Source organism: Nostoc sp. DedQUE04 (assembly GCF_034530995.1).
GTDB lineage: Bacteria > Cyanobacteriota > Cyanobacteriia > Cyanobacteriales > Nostocaceae > Nostoc.
In genome coordinates this window covers 159,906-175,959 of the sequence record NZ_JAVRCA010000011.1, presented here as the reverse complement: position 1 = coordinate 175,959, position 16,054 = coordinate 159,906, and the positions used below count along the sequence as shown (strand labels likewise).

Annotated in this window: 11 protein-coding genes; 6 read left to right on the top strand and 5 right to left on the bottom strand. The window is 41.6% G+C overall.

The window, feature by feature from the left end; all coding sequences use genetic code 11:
- The first annotated feature begins 39 nt into the window (after positions 1-39).
- A complete protein-coding gene (gene hisD, locus RM049_RS10640) occupies positions 40-1,320 on the top strand; it encodes a histidinol dehydrogenase (protein ID WP_322704129.1) in 1,281 nt (426 codons plus the stop codon).
- Positions 1,321-1,374: 54 nt separating this feature from the next.
- Here the strand turns inward: hisD and RM049_RS10635 are convergent, their stop codons facing one another.
- The 3 genes from RM049_RS10635 to RM049_RS10625 form a co-directional block, all read right to left on the bottom strand.
- On the bottom strand, positions 1,375-2,748 hold the full coding sequence (locus tag RM049_RS10635; protein ID WP_322704146.1) for an alpha-amylase family glycosyl hydrolase: 1,374 nt from the start codon (positions 2,746-2,748) through the stop codon (positions 1,375-1,377).
- A gap of 468 nt (positions 2,749-3,216) precedes the next feature.
- A complete protein-coding gene (locus RM049_RS10630; protein ID WP_322704128.1) occupies positions 3,217-6,360 on the bottom strand; it encodes an efflux RND transporter permease subunit in 3,144 nt (1,047 codons plus the stop codon).
- 79 nt (positions 6,361-6,439) lie between these two features.
- Positions 6,440-7,897: an efflux RND transporter periplasmic adaptor subunit gene (locus RM049_RS10625; RefSeq protein WP_322704127.1), complete on the bottom strand. Its 1,458-nt coding sequence runs from the start codon at positions 7,895-7,897 to the stop codon at positions 6,440-6,442.
- Positions 7,898-8,465: 568 nt separating this feature from the next.
- Between RM049_RS10625 and RM049_RS10620 the strand changes: the two genes are divergently transcribed.
- From RM049_RS10620 to RM049_RS10610, 3 genes are all read left to right on the top strand, one after another.
- Entirely contained in the window at positions 8,466-9,347 is an 882-nt protein-coding gene (locus tag RM049_RS10620) for an Npun_R2479 family HD domain-containing metalloprotein (RefSeq protein WP_322637286.1), read from the top strand.
- A 131-nt stretch (positions 9,348-9,478) separates the two neighbouring features.
- Complete coding sequence (locus tag RM049_RS10615) at positions 9,479-10,594, top strand: ABC transporter permease (protein WP_322704126.1); 1,116 nt, start codon at positions 9,479-9,481, stop codon at positions 10,592-10,594.
- 97 nt (positions 10,595-10,691) lie between these two features.
- Entirely contained in the window at positions 10,692-11,381 is a 690-nt protein-coding gene (locus tag RM049_RS10610) for a class I SAM-dependent methyltransferase (protein ID WP_322704125.1), read from the top strand.
- Between the two features lie 452 nt (positions 11,382-11,833).
- Here RM049_RS10610 and RM049_RS10605 read toward each other — a convergent pair whose 3' ends face one another.
- Both RM049_RS10605 and RM049_RS10600 read right to left on the bottom strand, forming a co-directional pair.
- Positions 11,834-12,859 carry an ABC transporter permease gene (locus tag RM049_RS10605; RefSeq protein ID WP_322704124.1) on the bottom strand — a complete coding sequence of 342 codons (1,026 nt, stop codon included), beginning with the start codon at positions 12,857-12,859 and terminating at the stop codon, positions 11,834-11,836.
- A 188-nt stretch (positions 12,860-13,047) separates the two neighbouring features.
- Positions 13,048-14,700, bottom strand: a complete 1,653-nt coding sequence (locus RM049_RS10600; RefSeq protein ID WP_322704123.1) for an ABC transporter substrate-binding protein — start codon at positions 14,698-14,700, stop codon at positions 13,048-13,050.
- Positions 14,701-15,233: 533 nt separating this feature from the next.
- Between RM049_RS10600 and RM049_RS10595 the strand changes: the two genes are divergently transcribed.
- Both RM049_RS10595 and RM049_RS10590 read left to right on the top strand, forming a co-directional pair.
- Entirely contained in the window at positions 15,234-15,560 is a 327-nt protein-coding gene (locus tag RM049_RS10595; protein ID WP_289795423.1) for a hypothetical protein, read from the top strand.
- A 75-nt stretch (positions 15,561-15,635) separates the two neighbouring features.
- Positions 15,636-15,920, top strand: a complete 285-nt coding sequence (locus RM049_RS10590; protein ID WP_322704122.1) for a hypothetical protein — start codon at positions 15,636-15,638, stop codon at positions 15,918-15,920.
- Positions 15,921-16,054: the final 134 nt, after the last annotated feature.

The window sequence follows — 16,054 nt, the reverse complement described above, 5'->3', positions numbered from 1 at the left end:
AAACTAATTATTGACCTCACTGCTTTTAAGCTACTGTCCATGCAGCTACTTCAAACTACCGACAAAGATTTTTCTGTCAAATTCCATACCCTTGTAAGCGATCGCCGGGAAGTTACAGTTGATGTTAGTGGGACAGTACGCGAGATTCTAGCTGATGTCAAAGTGCGTGGTGATGCCGCAGTTAAGGATTATACTAGCCGCTTCGATCGCAACCATCTCCAGTCTTTGCATCTAAGCGAAACTTTTATTGCCGAACACGCAGCACAATGTCCTGCTGATGTCTTGGCAGCGCTGGAATTTGCTGCTAAAAGGATTGTGGCTTTCCATGAAAAACAATTACCACAAGATATTGTCTACAGCGATGCAGTCGGGGTAAAACTGGGATTGAATTGGGTAGCGTTGTCGCAAGTGGGAATTTATGTACCAGGGGGACGGGCTAGCTATCCAAGTTCTTTGTTGATGAATGCCTTACCAGCCAAAATTGCTGGTGTTGAAAGAATTGTCATGACAGTACCGATGCCTGGTGGTGAGATTAATCCTGTCGTATTGGCTGCTGCTCAAGTTGCTGGTGTTACAGAAATATATGGCATTGGTGGGGCGCAAGCGATCGCAGCATTAGCTTATGGTACAGAAAGCATTGCCCCAGTAGATAAAATTGTTGGCCCTGGTAATGCTTATGTTGCTGAAGCCAAGCGTCAAGTCTTTGGCACTGTTGGCATTGATAGCATCGCTGGCCCTTCAGAAATTTTAGTGGTAGCCGACAACCAGAACAACCCAGATTGGATTGCCTGGGATTTACTATCGCAAGCAGAACACGATCCTAATGCCCAGTCAATCTTAATTACTGATTCCGAAATCTTCGCGCAACAAGTAATAAAGGCTGTTGAGAAAGTTCTCACCGATTTACCTACCAGAGAAGTTGCCAGTGCAAGTTGGCAAAATTATGCAGCCGTGATTCTAGTTAGCGATTTAGCCGAGAGTATACCACTGCTCAATCAACTAGCTCCAGAACATGTGGAATTGTGTGTGGATAATCCGCAACTCCTTGCCAATCAAATTAAGTGTGCCGGCAGCGTGTTTTTAGGACGCTATACTCCAGAAGCGATTGGCGATTATTTAGGTGGCCCCAACCATGTACTGCCAACTGCCCGTTCTGCCCGCTTTGCTTCTGGTTTGAGTGTCTACGACTTTCTCAAACGAATTACTTTTTTAGAATGTGACAAACAATCATTACAGACAATAGGGAAAGCAGCTGTCACCTTAGCAGAGGCAGAAGGTTTGCCAGCCCATGCAGGTAGTGTATCTGTACGCTTACATTGAAGTAGGCAGGAGGCAGGAGGCAGGAGGCAGGAGGCAGAAGGCAGGAGAGAGCATCTACATTTGACATTGATTAAAAGGTTCTCGAATAAAATAGAGTGCATCGCGTTTTTGAACTTCCATACCGCCTCTATTCCAGCTTCCCCAACGAGTGATAAATTTTTTTCCATCTTCGCGACGTTCAATCGCAACAGTAAAATTATTACGGAGTTCCCGATAACATCCATCTAAATTCGTTAAGGTCAAATCCAGTGCTGAGATATTAAATTTATTCTCCCCTTTATTAACAACAAAAAATCCTTCACTGCCCCGCTCCATTAGTAATACAGTCGGACTATCAATTGCTGCTAAAACATTTTCTTTGGTATTTTTTCCTTGAGTTCCTCGTTGATGCATAATTTGGCGGAATTTGACACCATGTTTGATAAAAGCAGCATCTCTATTATCCCAGTTGAGTATTAAAGGAGTGCCACTTTCTCTCGCCAAGATATATGCTGTTGCGAGGAAAGAATCAGAAGGATCGCTATAGGGGTTAATGGCATTAGAATTAATATCGCGGATCGTATCGTGGTTTCTGCCAAAAGTGACGCTACGCGGATCGTTTATGGCTGTCGGAACTCGCAGAGAACGCAAATCTCCACCAAAGCTGAAGGCATTTTTCATTGAATTGTAGAGAACAAAATCTGTGACAGCAGCAATCCAGTTATAATTTTCTGCACTGGTGTCGCTATCTGTGATTACCTCAAGATAATTCCATGCTTTGCCTTGACTTTGTCGATCCACATAGCTGATGTACTCTTTAAGAACATCTGCTGGCATATGCTTGGCAGCATCAAACCGAAATCCATCAATTCCTAAATCTAGCAGTTTTTTTAAATGAGCTTTTTGAATTTTTTTAACATTATTGGTAAATCTCAATTCAGGAAGTCCACCTAACCAACAATTAATTTCTGAATCTCTATTGCCATCACTATAATTAATGCTACAAGATTTTTTACCTGGACGATTTAAATCCCAATTAAAGTCATTTATAGAAAGACCTGAAAATTTAGTTAAATCTTCAAAATCATCATTGCCATCTAAATTAGCCATGTGATTGAAAACAACATCAGCAATCACTTTGACCTGACAATTGTGGGCTTGATTAATAAGCTTTTTTAAATTTAAGAGTGAACCTCTACCTTCGATAGCGCTGTAATCTACAGGTTGATAGCGGGCCCACCATTCTGGAGCAGGATTAGATTTTTGGGCTGGAGAAATTTGAATGTGAGAGTATCCTTGCTTCCCTATTTCACAGACAAACTTTTCAATATCAGTATACTGCTGGTCAAATGCATGAAAAATCGCAGAAGGTCTTTCTCCTGCTAATGTCTGAATTGGGTAAATACAAGTTGCGCAGATGACAACTGCACAGATGAAGATATTTTTCATCAAAGATATTACTCCTAAACCGGATTGTGTTTTACTATTAGTTTGCCAAAGAAAATTGACTTTTTATTGAGTAATATCATGTCCGCTTAGTTACTTATTAAACCTCAAGAACCCCTCCCCTTGGCAAGGAACTACGGTGTACACACAAGTCGTATTACCCCCCTTAATCCCCCCGATGTATTGGGGGGAAACTGGAAAATCTAGTTCCCTCCCCTTAGAAAGGGGAGGGTTAGGGTGGGGTAAAACCTTGGGTTTTTCAGCTATTTCAGACTTGTGTATACACCGTAGCCTTAAAAAGGGGGAAACATGAAATTTAGTTCCCTCCCCAATACATACGGGGAGGGTTAGACAGGGGTAAAACTTACGCTTAAACCTAAATGGGTTGGGGCTGTTCTTGTTAGGTCTGTATTGGACTCAGCCGAGAAACACTATAAAATCTAAAATTACAAATCCAAAATTGATTGGGCATTATTGACGCGATGGTTTCTTACCAAAGCCATAGCGCATTGTATCCATAATCCGAGTTTGGAAGTTGTCAATGTAGCTAAATATCACTGGTACTACTACCAGTGTCAATAGAGTGGAAGTTGTAAAACCTCCCATAATGGCAATTCCCATTGGTTGGCGAACTTCAGAACCCACGCCGATTCCCAATGCTAAGGGCAGAATTCCGGCGATCGTTGCGAAAGAAGTCATTAAAATTGGACGCAGACGTGATACGCCTGATTCAACGAGCGCCTGACGTTGGGTTTTGCCTTCTTGCATGTTGATGATGGTATAGTCAACTAACAGAATCGAGTTTTTAGTGACAATCCCCAACAGCAACACGATACCAATCAGAGCATATATTCCCAAGGGTTTTTGAGCAACCATCAACGCTACCAATGCCCCGCCTAAACAAAAGGGTAAGGCTGCCATAATCGATAATGGATGGAGAAAGTTGTTATACAGCAGCACCAGAATTGCATAGATACACATTAATGCCAGCCCCAATGCACCGCCAAAGCGACCAAAAATGTCTTGCATAATTTTGGCACTACCTGATGGTTGCTGTACTACTCCTGGTGGTAAGTTTTGTATTGCAGGTAGTTTATTGATTGTCTGGACTGCCTCTCCTAAAGAAAGCCCTTGCAAATTCGCTTCTACAGCTACTTGACGGGCGCGATCGTAACGGTTGATGGTAGCAGGGCCGCTACCAAAGCGGATGTCTGCCACTGCTATCAGGGGAACTAATCTACCATTTTGACTGGGGACTTGCAGATTTGTAATTGTGTTGATATCAACCCGCGCTTGCGGATCGATTTGGACGCGAATGGGGATTTGGCGATCGCTTAAATTAAATTTTGCCAAGTTCGCCTCATTATCGCCGATGGTGGCAAGGGAAGCAGTCCGAGCGATCGCTTGCACTGTCACCCCCAAATCTGCTGCCCGTTGCGGGTTGGGAATTACCAAAATCTCTGGTTTGACTAAACTGGCAGTAGAAGCCACTTCTACCAATCCAGCTAGCGATCGCATCTGCTTTTCTAAGGCATCAGCAGCTTGATTCAAAGCTTTGGGATTTTCACTTCTGAGGACAATTGATAAACCTTTGCGACTGTCACCTGGTGACTGACTTTGAAAACTAATTCTAGCTCCTGGTATTTGCTCAAAGTTAGGACGCACTTGTTCCTCAAACTGTTTTTGGGAAATATTTCGTTTCTCTCTGGGTTTAAGATTAATCGCAAGACTAGCAGAATTGATCTCTTCTGTTGCTAGTACGCGTTCAACTACTGGGTTTTGGCGGATAATATCAGTCGCTTGTGTGACTACTTTGTTAACGTCTTCTAATGTGGAACCAGGAGGAAGTTCTATAGATACATTAGAAATTCCGAAATCGCCATCATCAACGAAACCTTTGGGAATCAGGGGAACCAGCATCAGACTAGCAATAAAAAAAGCGAAAGCGATCGCTATTGTTGTCAATCTATGGCGTAACGCCCACTGTAAAAGCGATCTATAAGGTTGAAAACCTTGACGCTTTTCATCTCCAAGTTTTCTACTTCCGTTCCCACCACCTGGAAGTGTAAATTTAAAATTAAAAATTTTTATTATTCCCCCCTGCCCCTCTGCCCCCCTGCCCCCTTGCCCCTCTGCCTCCTTTAAAAGATACGCCCCCATCATCGGCGTAACCATCCGCGCGACAAGAGTTGAGAAAATTGTGGAAACGGCAACGGTAACGCCAAATGGTTGAAAAAATTGCCCCGGAATCCCACCCATAAAGGCAACGGGCAGAAACACTGCAATAATCGTGGCTGAACTGGCGATTACCGCTAATCCTACTTCGTCGGAAGAGTCAAAAGCAGCTTCCCAAGCTGACTTGCCCATAGCCATGTGGCGTTCCATGTTTTCAATTTCCACAACGGCATCATCTACCAAGTTGCCCACCGCCAGGGCTAATGCCAACAAAGTCATGTTGTTGAGGGTGTAACCAAGGGCTTGCTGCACTGCGAAGGTGGGAATTATTGACAAGGGTAAGGCAACAGCCGTAATTAATGTTGCTCGCCAGTTCCGCAAAAACACTAAAATAACGATGACCGCCAGCACCGAAGCTTGTATCAATTCATCAATGGTGCTTTGGTAAGATTGACGGACAATATCGGCTCTAGTAAAAATTAAATCCAGTTTGACATCTGGGGGAAGGGTTTTTTCTAGTTGTTTGACTGCTGCTTTCACTCCTTCTTCTACTGTCACCAGAACGCTGCCAGTACTACGCAAGACTTGAAAAGCTACCACAGGTTGATTATTCAAACGGGCGGCTTGACGTACATCACCAAATTTATCTTCTACAGTTCCCAGGCTAGATAAAGGTACAGAACCACCTTGTGGTAAAACGATTTCGTAGGTTTTCAAAATATCCACACTGACGGCACTTCCTAAAGTACGGATACTTTGTTCGCTACCACCAACTTCAGCACGTCCGCCAGGTAAGTTAATATTCAAAGCGCGGATTTGATCGTTTACCTGAGTGGCGGTGATCGCTAGAGATTGTAAGCGATCTGGATTAAGATTAATCCGAATTTCTCGGTCAACGCCACCCACACGCTGAATTTGTGCTACACCCCGAACTCCCAATAAGGCACGGCTAATAGTTTGGTCTACGAGATTGCTTAACTCTTCTACAGAACGCCGATCTGATTTAACTGCGTAGGTAATCACCGGGCCGCCGGAAAATTCTAAGCGTTCCACAATTGGATCGTTAATGTCTTGGGGTAAATCTTGGCGAATTTGAGCGATCGCATTTCTAACATCATTGGTGGCGCGATCGCTATCTGTACCCAAAACAAAATTGATTGTCGTCTGAGAATTCCCATTGCTAACGGTAGAAATCATGTAATCGATATTGCCCAACCCCGCCACAGCATCTTCAATTTTTTTCGTCACTTGAGATTCTAGTTCTGCTGGGCCTGCACCTGGTTGGGTGACTTTGATCGAAACTGTTGGTACATCAATATTTGGGTTAGTATCAATCCCCAAGGATATGAATGAGAACCAACCGACAACCGTCAAAATTAAAAATAAAACTATCGTCGGAACAGGTTTTTTTATCGACCAGGCTGAGATATTAAAAGACATTGGAAAATTTTAGATTTGGGATTTGGGATTTGTCATTGGTCATTTGTCATTAGTCATTGGTTATTTTTCCCTATTTTCTTCAATTTGCAACTCGAACCCGATCGCCATCTTTGAGATAGCCTGCACCATCAACGACAACGCGATCGCCTAACTGTAACCCACTCTTGATTTCTACGGTGTCGTTATTTCCAGGATCTCCTAATTCGACTTTCTGGCTGCTGACTGTATTTTCACTCGATAAGATGAATACAATTACACTTGCGTCAGCTTGGGACTGCACTGCTTTTTGTGGCACTACCATTTTCATTCCTGAGTCAGTAGTAATTGCAGCACTAGCAAACATTCCTGGTTTGAGTAAAGTCGTTGGCGGCAAGTCAATTTTCACTGTCGCCTCCCGTCTTTGATCGTTCAGCTGTGGTTGTATGTCTCTGACTCGTCCTTGCGATCGCACCCGGCGATCGACATCAGAAGTAATTTGCACCGATGCGCCAATTTTCACCTGAGTTAGTTGAGTTTCGGGCACCTTCGCCTGAAGTTCTAACTTTTCATCTCGGATAATCGAAAATAGCTTTTGTGTGCCACCAATCACCGTCCCCACCTGGGTTTGCGGCGGTACGCCAGTGACATCACCGACTCTAGCTAGTTTCTCGGCAATTACTCCTGAAACCGGCGCACGTACTACAGTTTGTCCCAATTGAGTTTGCAGTTGTTGCACTTTAGCAGCACTGCTTTTGACATCGGCTTTGGCTTTGTTGACGATCGCTTGGGCGTTATTAATATTAGCTTGGGCACTGCCGATATTAGCTTGGGCACTACGTATATTTTCTTGGGACAGGTTCACAACTTCTATGGCAGTTTTCACAGCGTAAGAACGAGTATCAAGTTCTTGTTTGCTAATCGTCCCAGAGTCAGCGAGTTGTTGATAGCGCTGATAATTTTTGGCTGCTTCCTCCAACCTCGCCTTAGCTTGAGCTAAATCGGCTTGTTTTTGCTGGACTATTGCTTTATTTGATAGCAAATCTGCCTGCTTGGATGCTACATCTGCTTGTTTGGATGCTACATCTGCTTGTTTCGATTCCACATCTGCTTTTGCTTGGCTAATTTGGTTTTGCAGTATGGAACCATCTAACACTGCCAACACTTGACCTTGTTTGACAAAAACTCCTTCTTTGACATTTGCGGGGATGCTTTTAATTTGTAAACCGTTTGTTTGCGGTAGTACGGGAATTAAATCACTCGCGGCTACAGTCCCAGTAGTTTTGAGTGTACGGACAACACGGGCGGTTTCTACTGTGGCGATAGTAACTGTCATCGCTGGGTTAACTTTTTTATCCGCTACCGCGCTTTGTTGACGGGATGGAAAACGATTTAATACACTCATTGCAAGTAAGGCGATCGCAATTCCTAAACCAGTACCCAAGAATAATGGCTTCAACCATGCCCTGGTCTGCTTTTGATCTGATTTGCTTAAAAAATTCCTATCTTCAGAGGTTATAGCTTCTTCCACCTCAACTTCTGAAAGACTTTCATCGCTCACATTTCACCTCTACTTGCTGTTTATACATACCAAACCTTGGTATTTTCTTAAGAAAACTTGAAGTTTATTTACTTCGATATCAACTATGACGCATTTCATAGTGAATGTCTTTTATCTACAACAGTATATAATATAACTTTTTAAGTAAGCAAAATTACTATTAAGGCATGGTAATAAATTTTATGTAGATTATGATACAAAAAATTCTCTCATCTCATAAAGCTACTCTATGTCACACACCATCTGTATTGAGATCACTGTCAACCAATGCCTAAATATGAAAAACTAATATAGCCGATCTAGATTTATCTAATTAGAGTCGAAAGTATTTATGTACCTTGGTAGACCAGGAAATTATTTTTTATACGTAATCAATTATTTCTCTAAAGCCTTTGTGTTGCCAGGAAGCCGTGTATTCAGGCACAGATAAAGCTAGCGTCTACAGCTACACGTGAGTTACAAAGGAACAAACTCCATTGCCTGAAATTCCAGCAAGGGTGGCCTTGATTATGGAATTTTGAAATCAATCAAATCAATAAAAAATTGGTATTTACCAGAGTAAGCAGATATGTTCAATGCCACTGAAATTTTAATTGATGCCTTTGTAAATGAAATTCGAGACGGCTATCGCCGCACTTATGGCTGCTTTAAAAATGATTATCAGGATATTATCGCTTGGGCGGGTAACATGGCTTTGGAAAACATTGCTAATAGCGATGCCCTTTACCATAATGTTGAACACACAGTCCTAGTTGCCTTAGTGGGGCAAGAAATTTTACGTGGCAAACATATCAGGGAAGGCGGTGTTTCCAGTGAAGACTGGTTGCATTGTATTATTTCTTTAGTGTGTCACGATATTGGCTACGTTAAAGGGGTTTGTCGGCAAGACCGAGAAACAGCAAACTTATATGCCACAGGTAAAAATGGCAGAATGATTTCTGTAGCTGCTGGTGCTTCTGATGCCAGTCTGACACCTTATCATGTTGATAGAGCCAAGCTTTTCATCGATGAGCGTTTTGGAGGTCACAAATTAATCGATGCTGAGGCAATTAAGAGCAATATTGAATTGACTCGATTTCCCGTACCTGCGGCAGAAGATCATCAAGATACAAGGTGTTTTGCAGGATTAGTCCGGGCTGCTGATTTAATTGGTCAACTAAGTGACCCGCGTTACCTGAAGAAAATTACTTCTTTATTTTACGAGTTTGAAGAAACTGGTGTAAATAAAGTTTTGGGCTATAAAACCCCTGCCGATTTGCGTAACAACTACGCTAAGTTTTACTGGAATGGCGTATATCCCTATATTCAAGAAGGACTGCATTATTTATCATTGACACAACAGGGAAAACAAATTCTTGCAAATCTTTACTCAAACGTGTTTGTTGTGGAACATGAAAAACAACAAGAAGAACAGCAGCGGTATTTGGAGAAGTTAGCAGTTAAGAGTTAGGAGTTAGGAGTAGAGACGCGATTAACCCTTGTCTGTACAAAAGTTGGGAGTTGAAAATTATTAATCATGAGTTATGAATTAAGATAAAAATTTAATAACTCATAACTCCTAACTTATAACTCCTAACTACTATGGATTGGTGGCGACGACTTAAGAAAAATCCTTTAGCACGATTTGGGGCAATTTTACTGTTAATTTTCTATATAGGAGTAATTGCAGCTGATTTCGTAGCTCCTTATGACCCCTATGCTTCACAGCCTAATGGTTCACTGCTGCCACCAACGAAGATACACTGGGTTTCTCAGTCAGGGCAGTTTACCTGGCCTTATGTTTATCCGACAACTCAGGGAGATACGAATTTAGATACAGGCGATCGCCAACTCATTGTAGACTCAACAAAGCCTTCACCATTGCGTCTATTTGTCTCCGGGTCAGAATACCGATTGTTGCAGATGAGTTTGCCACTACCGCCGAAGTGGGATGAAGTCACAATCTTTGGTGGTATTCCCTTAAATTGGCATTTATTTGGCACAACAACTGGCGCAAAGTTAAACATCTTCGGCACTGATGACCAAGGCCGCGACCAATTTAGTCGCTTGCTACATGGCGGTCGCATCAGCATGTTTATTGGGATTTTTGGCATTATCATTACCTATCCCCTTGGTTTGCTCATCGGGGGAATTTCTGGCTATTTCGGCGGTGTGACTGATAGCATCATTATGCGCTTGGCAGAAGTGCTAATGACTTTCCCTAGTATTTATCTTTTGGTGACATTGGGCGCAGTCTTACCAGCTGGTTTAAGTAGTACCCAGCGCTTTTTGCTGATTGTGGTGATTACTTCGGTTATTAGCTGGGCTAGTTTAGCACGGGTGATTCGGGGACAGGTACTATCAATTAAAGAGCGAGAATTTGTCCAAGCCTCGCGTGCAATGGGCGGGAACCCAATTTATATAATTATCCGTCATGTTTTACCGCAAACGGCTAGTTATGTAGTTATCTCTGCAACTCTTGCAATTCCCGGCTTTATTGGCTCAGAGGCGATATTGAGTCTCATCGGCTTGGGTATTCAACAACCAGACCCTTCTTGGGGAAATATGCTTTCTCTAGCTAGCAATGCTTCAATTTTGGTGTTGCAACCTTGGTTAATTTGGCCGCCGGCTGTGCTGATTATCCTCACAGTGTTGGCATTCAACTTACTCGGTGATGGGCTGAGAGATGCACTCGACCCGCGCAGTTTAAGAAGATAAGACTTCAATAATAGTAAATGCGTAGACGTAGCCAGCCAGCAGAACTTTTAGCTGTAAAATTTATCTAGAGTTGATGAGAGTAGATGATAAGCTGGCAATGACCAATCAAATTCTGCAACAACAAATTGCCTACTATCGTGCTAGAGCCAACGAATACGATCAGTGGTTTTATCGTCTTGGTCGTTACGATCGTGGTGAGGAACTAAACCAGCGTTGGTTTAAAGAAGTTGATATTGTCAAACAAGGTTTACAACAAATTGTCCAAGCTGAGGAAATCTTAGAATTAGCCTGTGGAACCGGAATTTGGACACAAGAGCTTTTAAAAATTGGACAGAAAATTACTGCAATTGATGCCTCCGAAGAAGTAATTGAAATTAATCGCAGCAAGTTAAATTCACAAAAAGTAGAATATCACCAAATTGATTTATTTGCCTGGGAACCACACGCTGAATATGATTTAGTATTTTTCTCTTTCTGGTTATCTCATGTGCCGCCAGAATTGCTGAAATCGTTTTTGCTAAAAGTTTATAAATCTGTGCGTGTCGGTGGACAAGTATTTATTGTTGACTCGCGCTTTGAACCGACATCTACAGCTAATAAGCATATTCTGAATGATGATGGCAGTATCTACAAAAGCCGGAAGTTAAATAATGGGCAAGAATTTCAAATAGTGAAAGTTTTTTATCAGCAAGATGAATTGCAAAAGCATCTGATCCAAGTTGGTTTTAAAGCCGATGTAAAAGTGACAGACCATTATTTTATCTATGCTAATAATACGAAGTTTTAGAATTAATTTGTAATGCTGTAACTCATCTAATGATTGCTTAAGTGACGATGGTTAAGAATAAAATCTTAATCATTTTTATTTTTTATAACTACTATAGCTCTATTTTAAACTTATTAAAAAAATTATCAAAACTTTGCCTAGATTTAAAATCATTAATCGAGAATAAATGTTAAGCTAAACCACATCTAGTTTGCATAATCTGAAATTGTACATTTCTTGTGGGGTGGGCGTCTCGCCCTCCCAAGATATGCAAGTTAAATGTGGAACAGCTTAATAGCCTTATCTTGGATGTTGGACAGTAATTTGAGTTGCCTGTTTGAAAGCCAAAATTTTCTGGAAGTAGCAGAAAACTAATATAGTGAAACTGCATCTCTTATGCGGTATTACTGACTAAAAAAGGCGGGCAAGATGCCCACCCCACACGAAGATTACAAATAGTTAATAAACTTTTGCTAATATCGAATTCGCGGGTCTACATAAGCATTTAAAATATCAATTAAAATGCTGGCACTAACAACGATCGCACCAAAAAACACGAGTACTCCCTGGACTGTGGGATAATCGCGATCGGCGATCGCTTGATACAGTCGATTAGCCAAACCAGGCCAAGAAAATGTTACCTCTGTCAAAATCGCCCCACCCAATAGAGATGCAAAAGTTAATCCCAAGACTGTAATTACTGGAATTAGGGCATTCTTTAAAGCGTGGGAGGCTAAAATCTTATTTTCACCAATACCTCTGGCTCTAGCAGCTTCTACATAATCGGCTTGCAAAGTTTGCTTTAAATTCACTCGCACAATTCGCTCAAAAATTCCACTAAGCAAAATTCCCAAAGTGAGACTTGGTAGAGCCAGATGGTGCAAAGATGCGAAAAACTGGGTAAAGTTTCCACCGAGTAAGCTATCAATTGTATACAATCCAGTCACAGTAGTGGGAGCCGGAAGATTGGGTGGAAAGCGGTTTGAATTGGGAAACCAACCGAGTTGGACTGAGAAAATCAACTGCAAAAGCATTCCCGCCCAAAACATGGGGAGTGCGTAGGTGATGATCCCAAATAAGCGCCCGCCGACATCAAAATATGTCCCAGGACGAGAAGCCGAAAGAGTCCCAACCGCAATTCCGACGATGAGTGCAACCGCCATACTACATACTGCTAACTCCACCGTCGCTGGGAAATATTGCCCAATAATGTCCCAAACATTCTCTCCCCGACTCAACAAAGAACTTCCCAAATCAAAGCGCAACAAATTTCCCAAATAATTGAGGTACTGTAACCATAGGGGAAGATTTAAACCGAGTTGTTTTCGCAATTCTTCTTTAGCTGCTTCTGGCGCACGTCCACCAAGAATTGCATCTGCTGGATCTCCTGGTGTTGCTCTTAATAAGAGAAATACAATGGTGATGATCGTTAATAGCTGAAGTGGCGCAAGAAGCAACCGAGAAACAATGTAATATTGTAAAGCTTTAGAACGAGACATAAGTAATTTTTAATTCGTAATTCGTAATTCGTAATTCGTAATTCGTAATTCGTAATTCGTAATTTTTGATTCGTAATTCGTAACATTTTGGCTTTTCATCACATTAAATTGTCAAATCTGTGGCTTTTAGCTGTTGGAATTTAAACCTCAAAAAATTAAATTACGAATTACGAATTATCAACTACGAATTATTTTTTAAGTGTCTGGTAAACCAAAATTTGGGTAGGGTTAAGTTTTACGCCATTAACACCATTTCGGGCAAATACATAGTCTTTGTTTTGCCATAAGGGAACGTAAGGTACATCAGTAGTTACTTGCGTTTGAATTTCGTTAAAAATTTTCTGACGCGCTTCGGGGTTTTGTTCTTTGCGTTGCCCATCAATCAGTTTATTTATAGCTTCGTTATAGTAGAACGAACCCTGAGTTTGACTGCCTCCATCTTCGCATCCTTTAGCAGTTGAACCTTTGTCACAAGATAAAAATGGCTGGACGTAATTATCTGGATCTAAAAAGTCTGGATACCAATCAAGTAAAGCTGCTGGATACAAACCCTTGGCAATATCTTTAAAAAAGGCAGGCCCTTCCGCTTGGGTAACTTCAAATTGCAGTATTCCATCCATTTTGACATCCACAAGAGATTTGAGTGTCTGTGCTGCCAAACTCCGAGTAGGTGAACTAGAAGGATACCAAACTTGGACTTTTGCAGGACTTTCTTTGGAGAAACCAGCAGTAGTTAATAATTTTTTAGCTCGATCGAAGTTAGCATCGCCATATTTATCTTTGAATAATGGCACAGAATCTTTAAATGTTGTGGGAATCATGCTATACAGCGGATCTGCTTGACCAAGTAACACTCGTTCATTTAAAAGTGGACGGTCAATTATGGATGCGATCGCTTGTCTTACCTCTAATTTATCTAAAGGCTTTTGATTCCGGTTTAATACCAGATAACTTACTACACTACCTTCAGCTGCGATCGCTTGCCAATCCCCTTTTTTACCACCTTCTTCTAAGCTCCGATTTTGATCTGGTTGCAGCGACAGATAAGCTACATCGACTGCACCTGTACGGAAAGCATTAAACAAATTAACCGGGCTAGTTTGAATTTGGAGATTAACACCCTTGTTAACTGGTTTTTCTCCCCAATATTTATCAAACGCATCAAATCGGATGGAATCAGTACCATACTGTCCTAATTTGTAAGGGCCAGTTCCCACAAAAATATTCGGCTTGAATTTACCAGCGCCGACTTCGTAAGCTTTTGGCGAAACTGCACAAACTCCAGGAAACGCCAACAGTGAAGGAAAAGCTGCAAAGGGCTTTTTCAGCTTGATGGTTAACTCATACTCGCTTGTAGGTTTTACCGAATCTACTATATCAGCTAGTAAAAATGAGGGTTTTCCTTTATTTTCAATAAAGCGCTGAATGGTAAAGGCCATTGCTTGAGCGTTGAAGGGAGTCCCATCGTGAAAAACTACTCCCTGACGTAAGGGGATGGTATAAATTAAGCCGTCTTGACTGACTTTGGGTAATGCTGTAGCTAGTTGAGGTTTAATTTCGATGCTTCCTGGTTCGTATGTGTAGAGACGATCGCTCATATTAAACACCAAACCTAAAGCTGCTAACTCATAAGCATCAGCAGGATCGAGGGTTCTTGGCTTGGCTGTTGTACCGATAGTAATACGACCATCACCTGTAGGGGTATTTACAGCACCAGATGGCGGCGTAGTTGATTGCGGACGAGGAGCGCAACTAACAACTAAAAATAAACATAGACAGAACAAAGATAGGAATTGTGTAATCCGACCCCACCGTTTCACGGACAAGGAAAACCAGGTCATGGCGTTAATATATTTGATATCAGCGGTCAGCAATCTTACTACATTTGTGACTATTATGCTGAATCTTCACAATTTATAGTGGTTCTTGTTGCAATGGAACGCTCCGGAGCTATCTAAATCAAAAATTTGTGGCGGATACTCAACTTCATAATCAAGTTTATTGCTGTGATGCCTACAACAGGCTACGCCTATGCACTATTTGGTTACAAAAAATCATTGATGAAATACATAATTTTAAATTTAAGATTTGTTAAGTATTGAAAAGTTTTTATGTAATTAAAATTTTTAACATTGGTTAAATTTGTCGTAAATTCATAGTTACTAGAAAAATAGGTCTTGTTAAGCTTTGACACTTAGCCCAAGTAGTGTAAGTTGAGATTTCACCTGTTGCTGCTTGGGAACAGACACCGACAAAGCGTTTTCTCGTCAAGATCGGCTGTATTCTCAAAAAGAAGTGTGTTTGAACATCAGCGACTAAAGCGATCGCGATATTGTTAACAGCAGATTGAAAGTCTAATAGTGAGACTAAGACCGTGAAGTATTTCTTTCTATCTGAGGGATGGGCAGTTGCAAGAGTTTGGGCATCTGATGGACTCTGGCAAATAACTGCATGGCGACGCCAACCAGATATTCAGCGAATGAATATTTGTTTAGTCGAAGAAAATGAATTGCTCTGGCTTTATCGAGTTGAAGAAGCCGTTTTAACCGTAGAAGTGAAGCCAACAACACCAGTAATTGGTAGTCAGACCATCGGCCAAGTAGTACTCAAGCGTCTGATGAGCGCCGAACAGGTAATCGAACGCCTGGGTACAGCTGAGGCAAAGTGTCAACTGCAAAATATCCACTTGGTGGTTCAGTAAATATGGGGCATGGGGCATGGGGCATGGAAGAGAAATTTTTTCCCTGTTCGCTCTTGCTAAAGCTTTTTCTGGTCAATGCCCAATGCCCAATTCCCAATTCCCAATGCCCAATGCCCAATGCCCAATGCCCAATGCCCCTCTCATCGTAAAGAAAAGATAAGCAAATTTCATCCTAGACGGGTATTGGTAGCGAAAAAACTTAGAGATGCTACGCGATCGCATCAATTTACACGCTTGCAAACAATTCCATCAATAGTTACACTTTTTAAAACATTCTCATTTTTGCTTGGCGATGGCTACCCTATCATAGGTAAACCTCCCGAAGCGAGTAAGCATTGCCAAAGCACCCACGCTGTCTGACTTCTTAAGACTACGCTGTGGTGATACTCTGGCTCTGGCAATAACAAAAAACAAGAGAGAGTTTTATGAGTGGCGATTTTCGTCTCTCATAACCTCAGTAAGAAAATTGCTTTGTAAACTAACTCATCGAGGAG

Bases quoted from the DNA above. Each gene is read 5' to 3' on its own strand.
- RM049_RS10600 (WP_322704123.1), bottom strand. From the start codon at position 14,700: ATGACCTGGTTTTCCTTGTCCGTGAAACGGTGGGGTCGGATTACACAA.
- RM049_RS10590 (WP_322704122.1), top strand. From the start codon at position 15,636: ATGCCCAATGCCCAATTCCCAATTCCCAATGCCCAATGCCCAATGCCC.
- RM049_RS10605 (WP_322704124.1), bottom strand. From the start codon at position 12,859: ATGTCTCGTTCTAAAGCTTTACAATATTACATTGTTTCTCGGTTGCTT.
- hisD (WP_322704129.1), top strand. From the start codon at position 40: ATGCAGCTACTTCAAACTACCGACAAAGATTTTTCTGTCAAATTCCAT.
- RM049_RS10610 (WP_322704125.1), top strand. From the start codon at position 10,692: ATGACCAATCAAATTCTGCAACAACAAATTGCCTACTATCGTGCTAGA.
- RM049_RS10615 (WP_322704126.1), top strand. From the start codon at position 9,479: ATGGATTGGTGGCGACGACTTAAGAAAAATCCTTTAGCACGATTTGGG.
- RM049_RS10630 (WP_322704128.1), bottom strand. From the start codon at position 6,360: ATGTCTTTTAATATCTCAGCCTGGTCGATAAAAAAACCTGTTCCGACG.
- RM049_RS10620 (WP_322637286.1), top strand. From the start codon at position 8,466: ATGTTCAATGCCACTGAAATTTTAATTGATGCCTTTGTAAATGAAATT.
- RM049_RS10635 (WP_322704146.1), bottom strand. From the start codon at position 2,748: ATGAAAAATATCTTCATCTGTGCAGTTGTCATCTGCGCAACTTGTATT.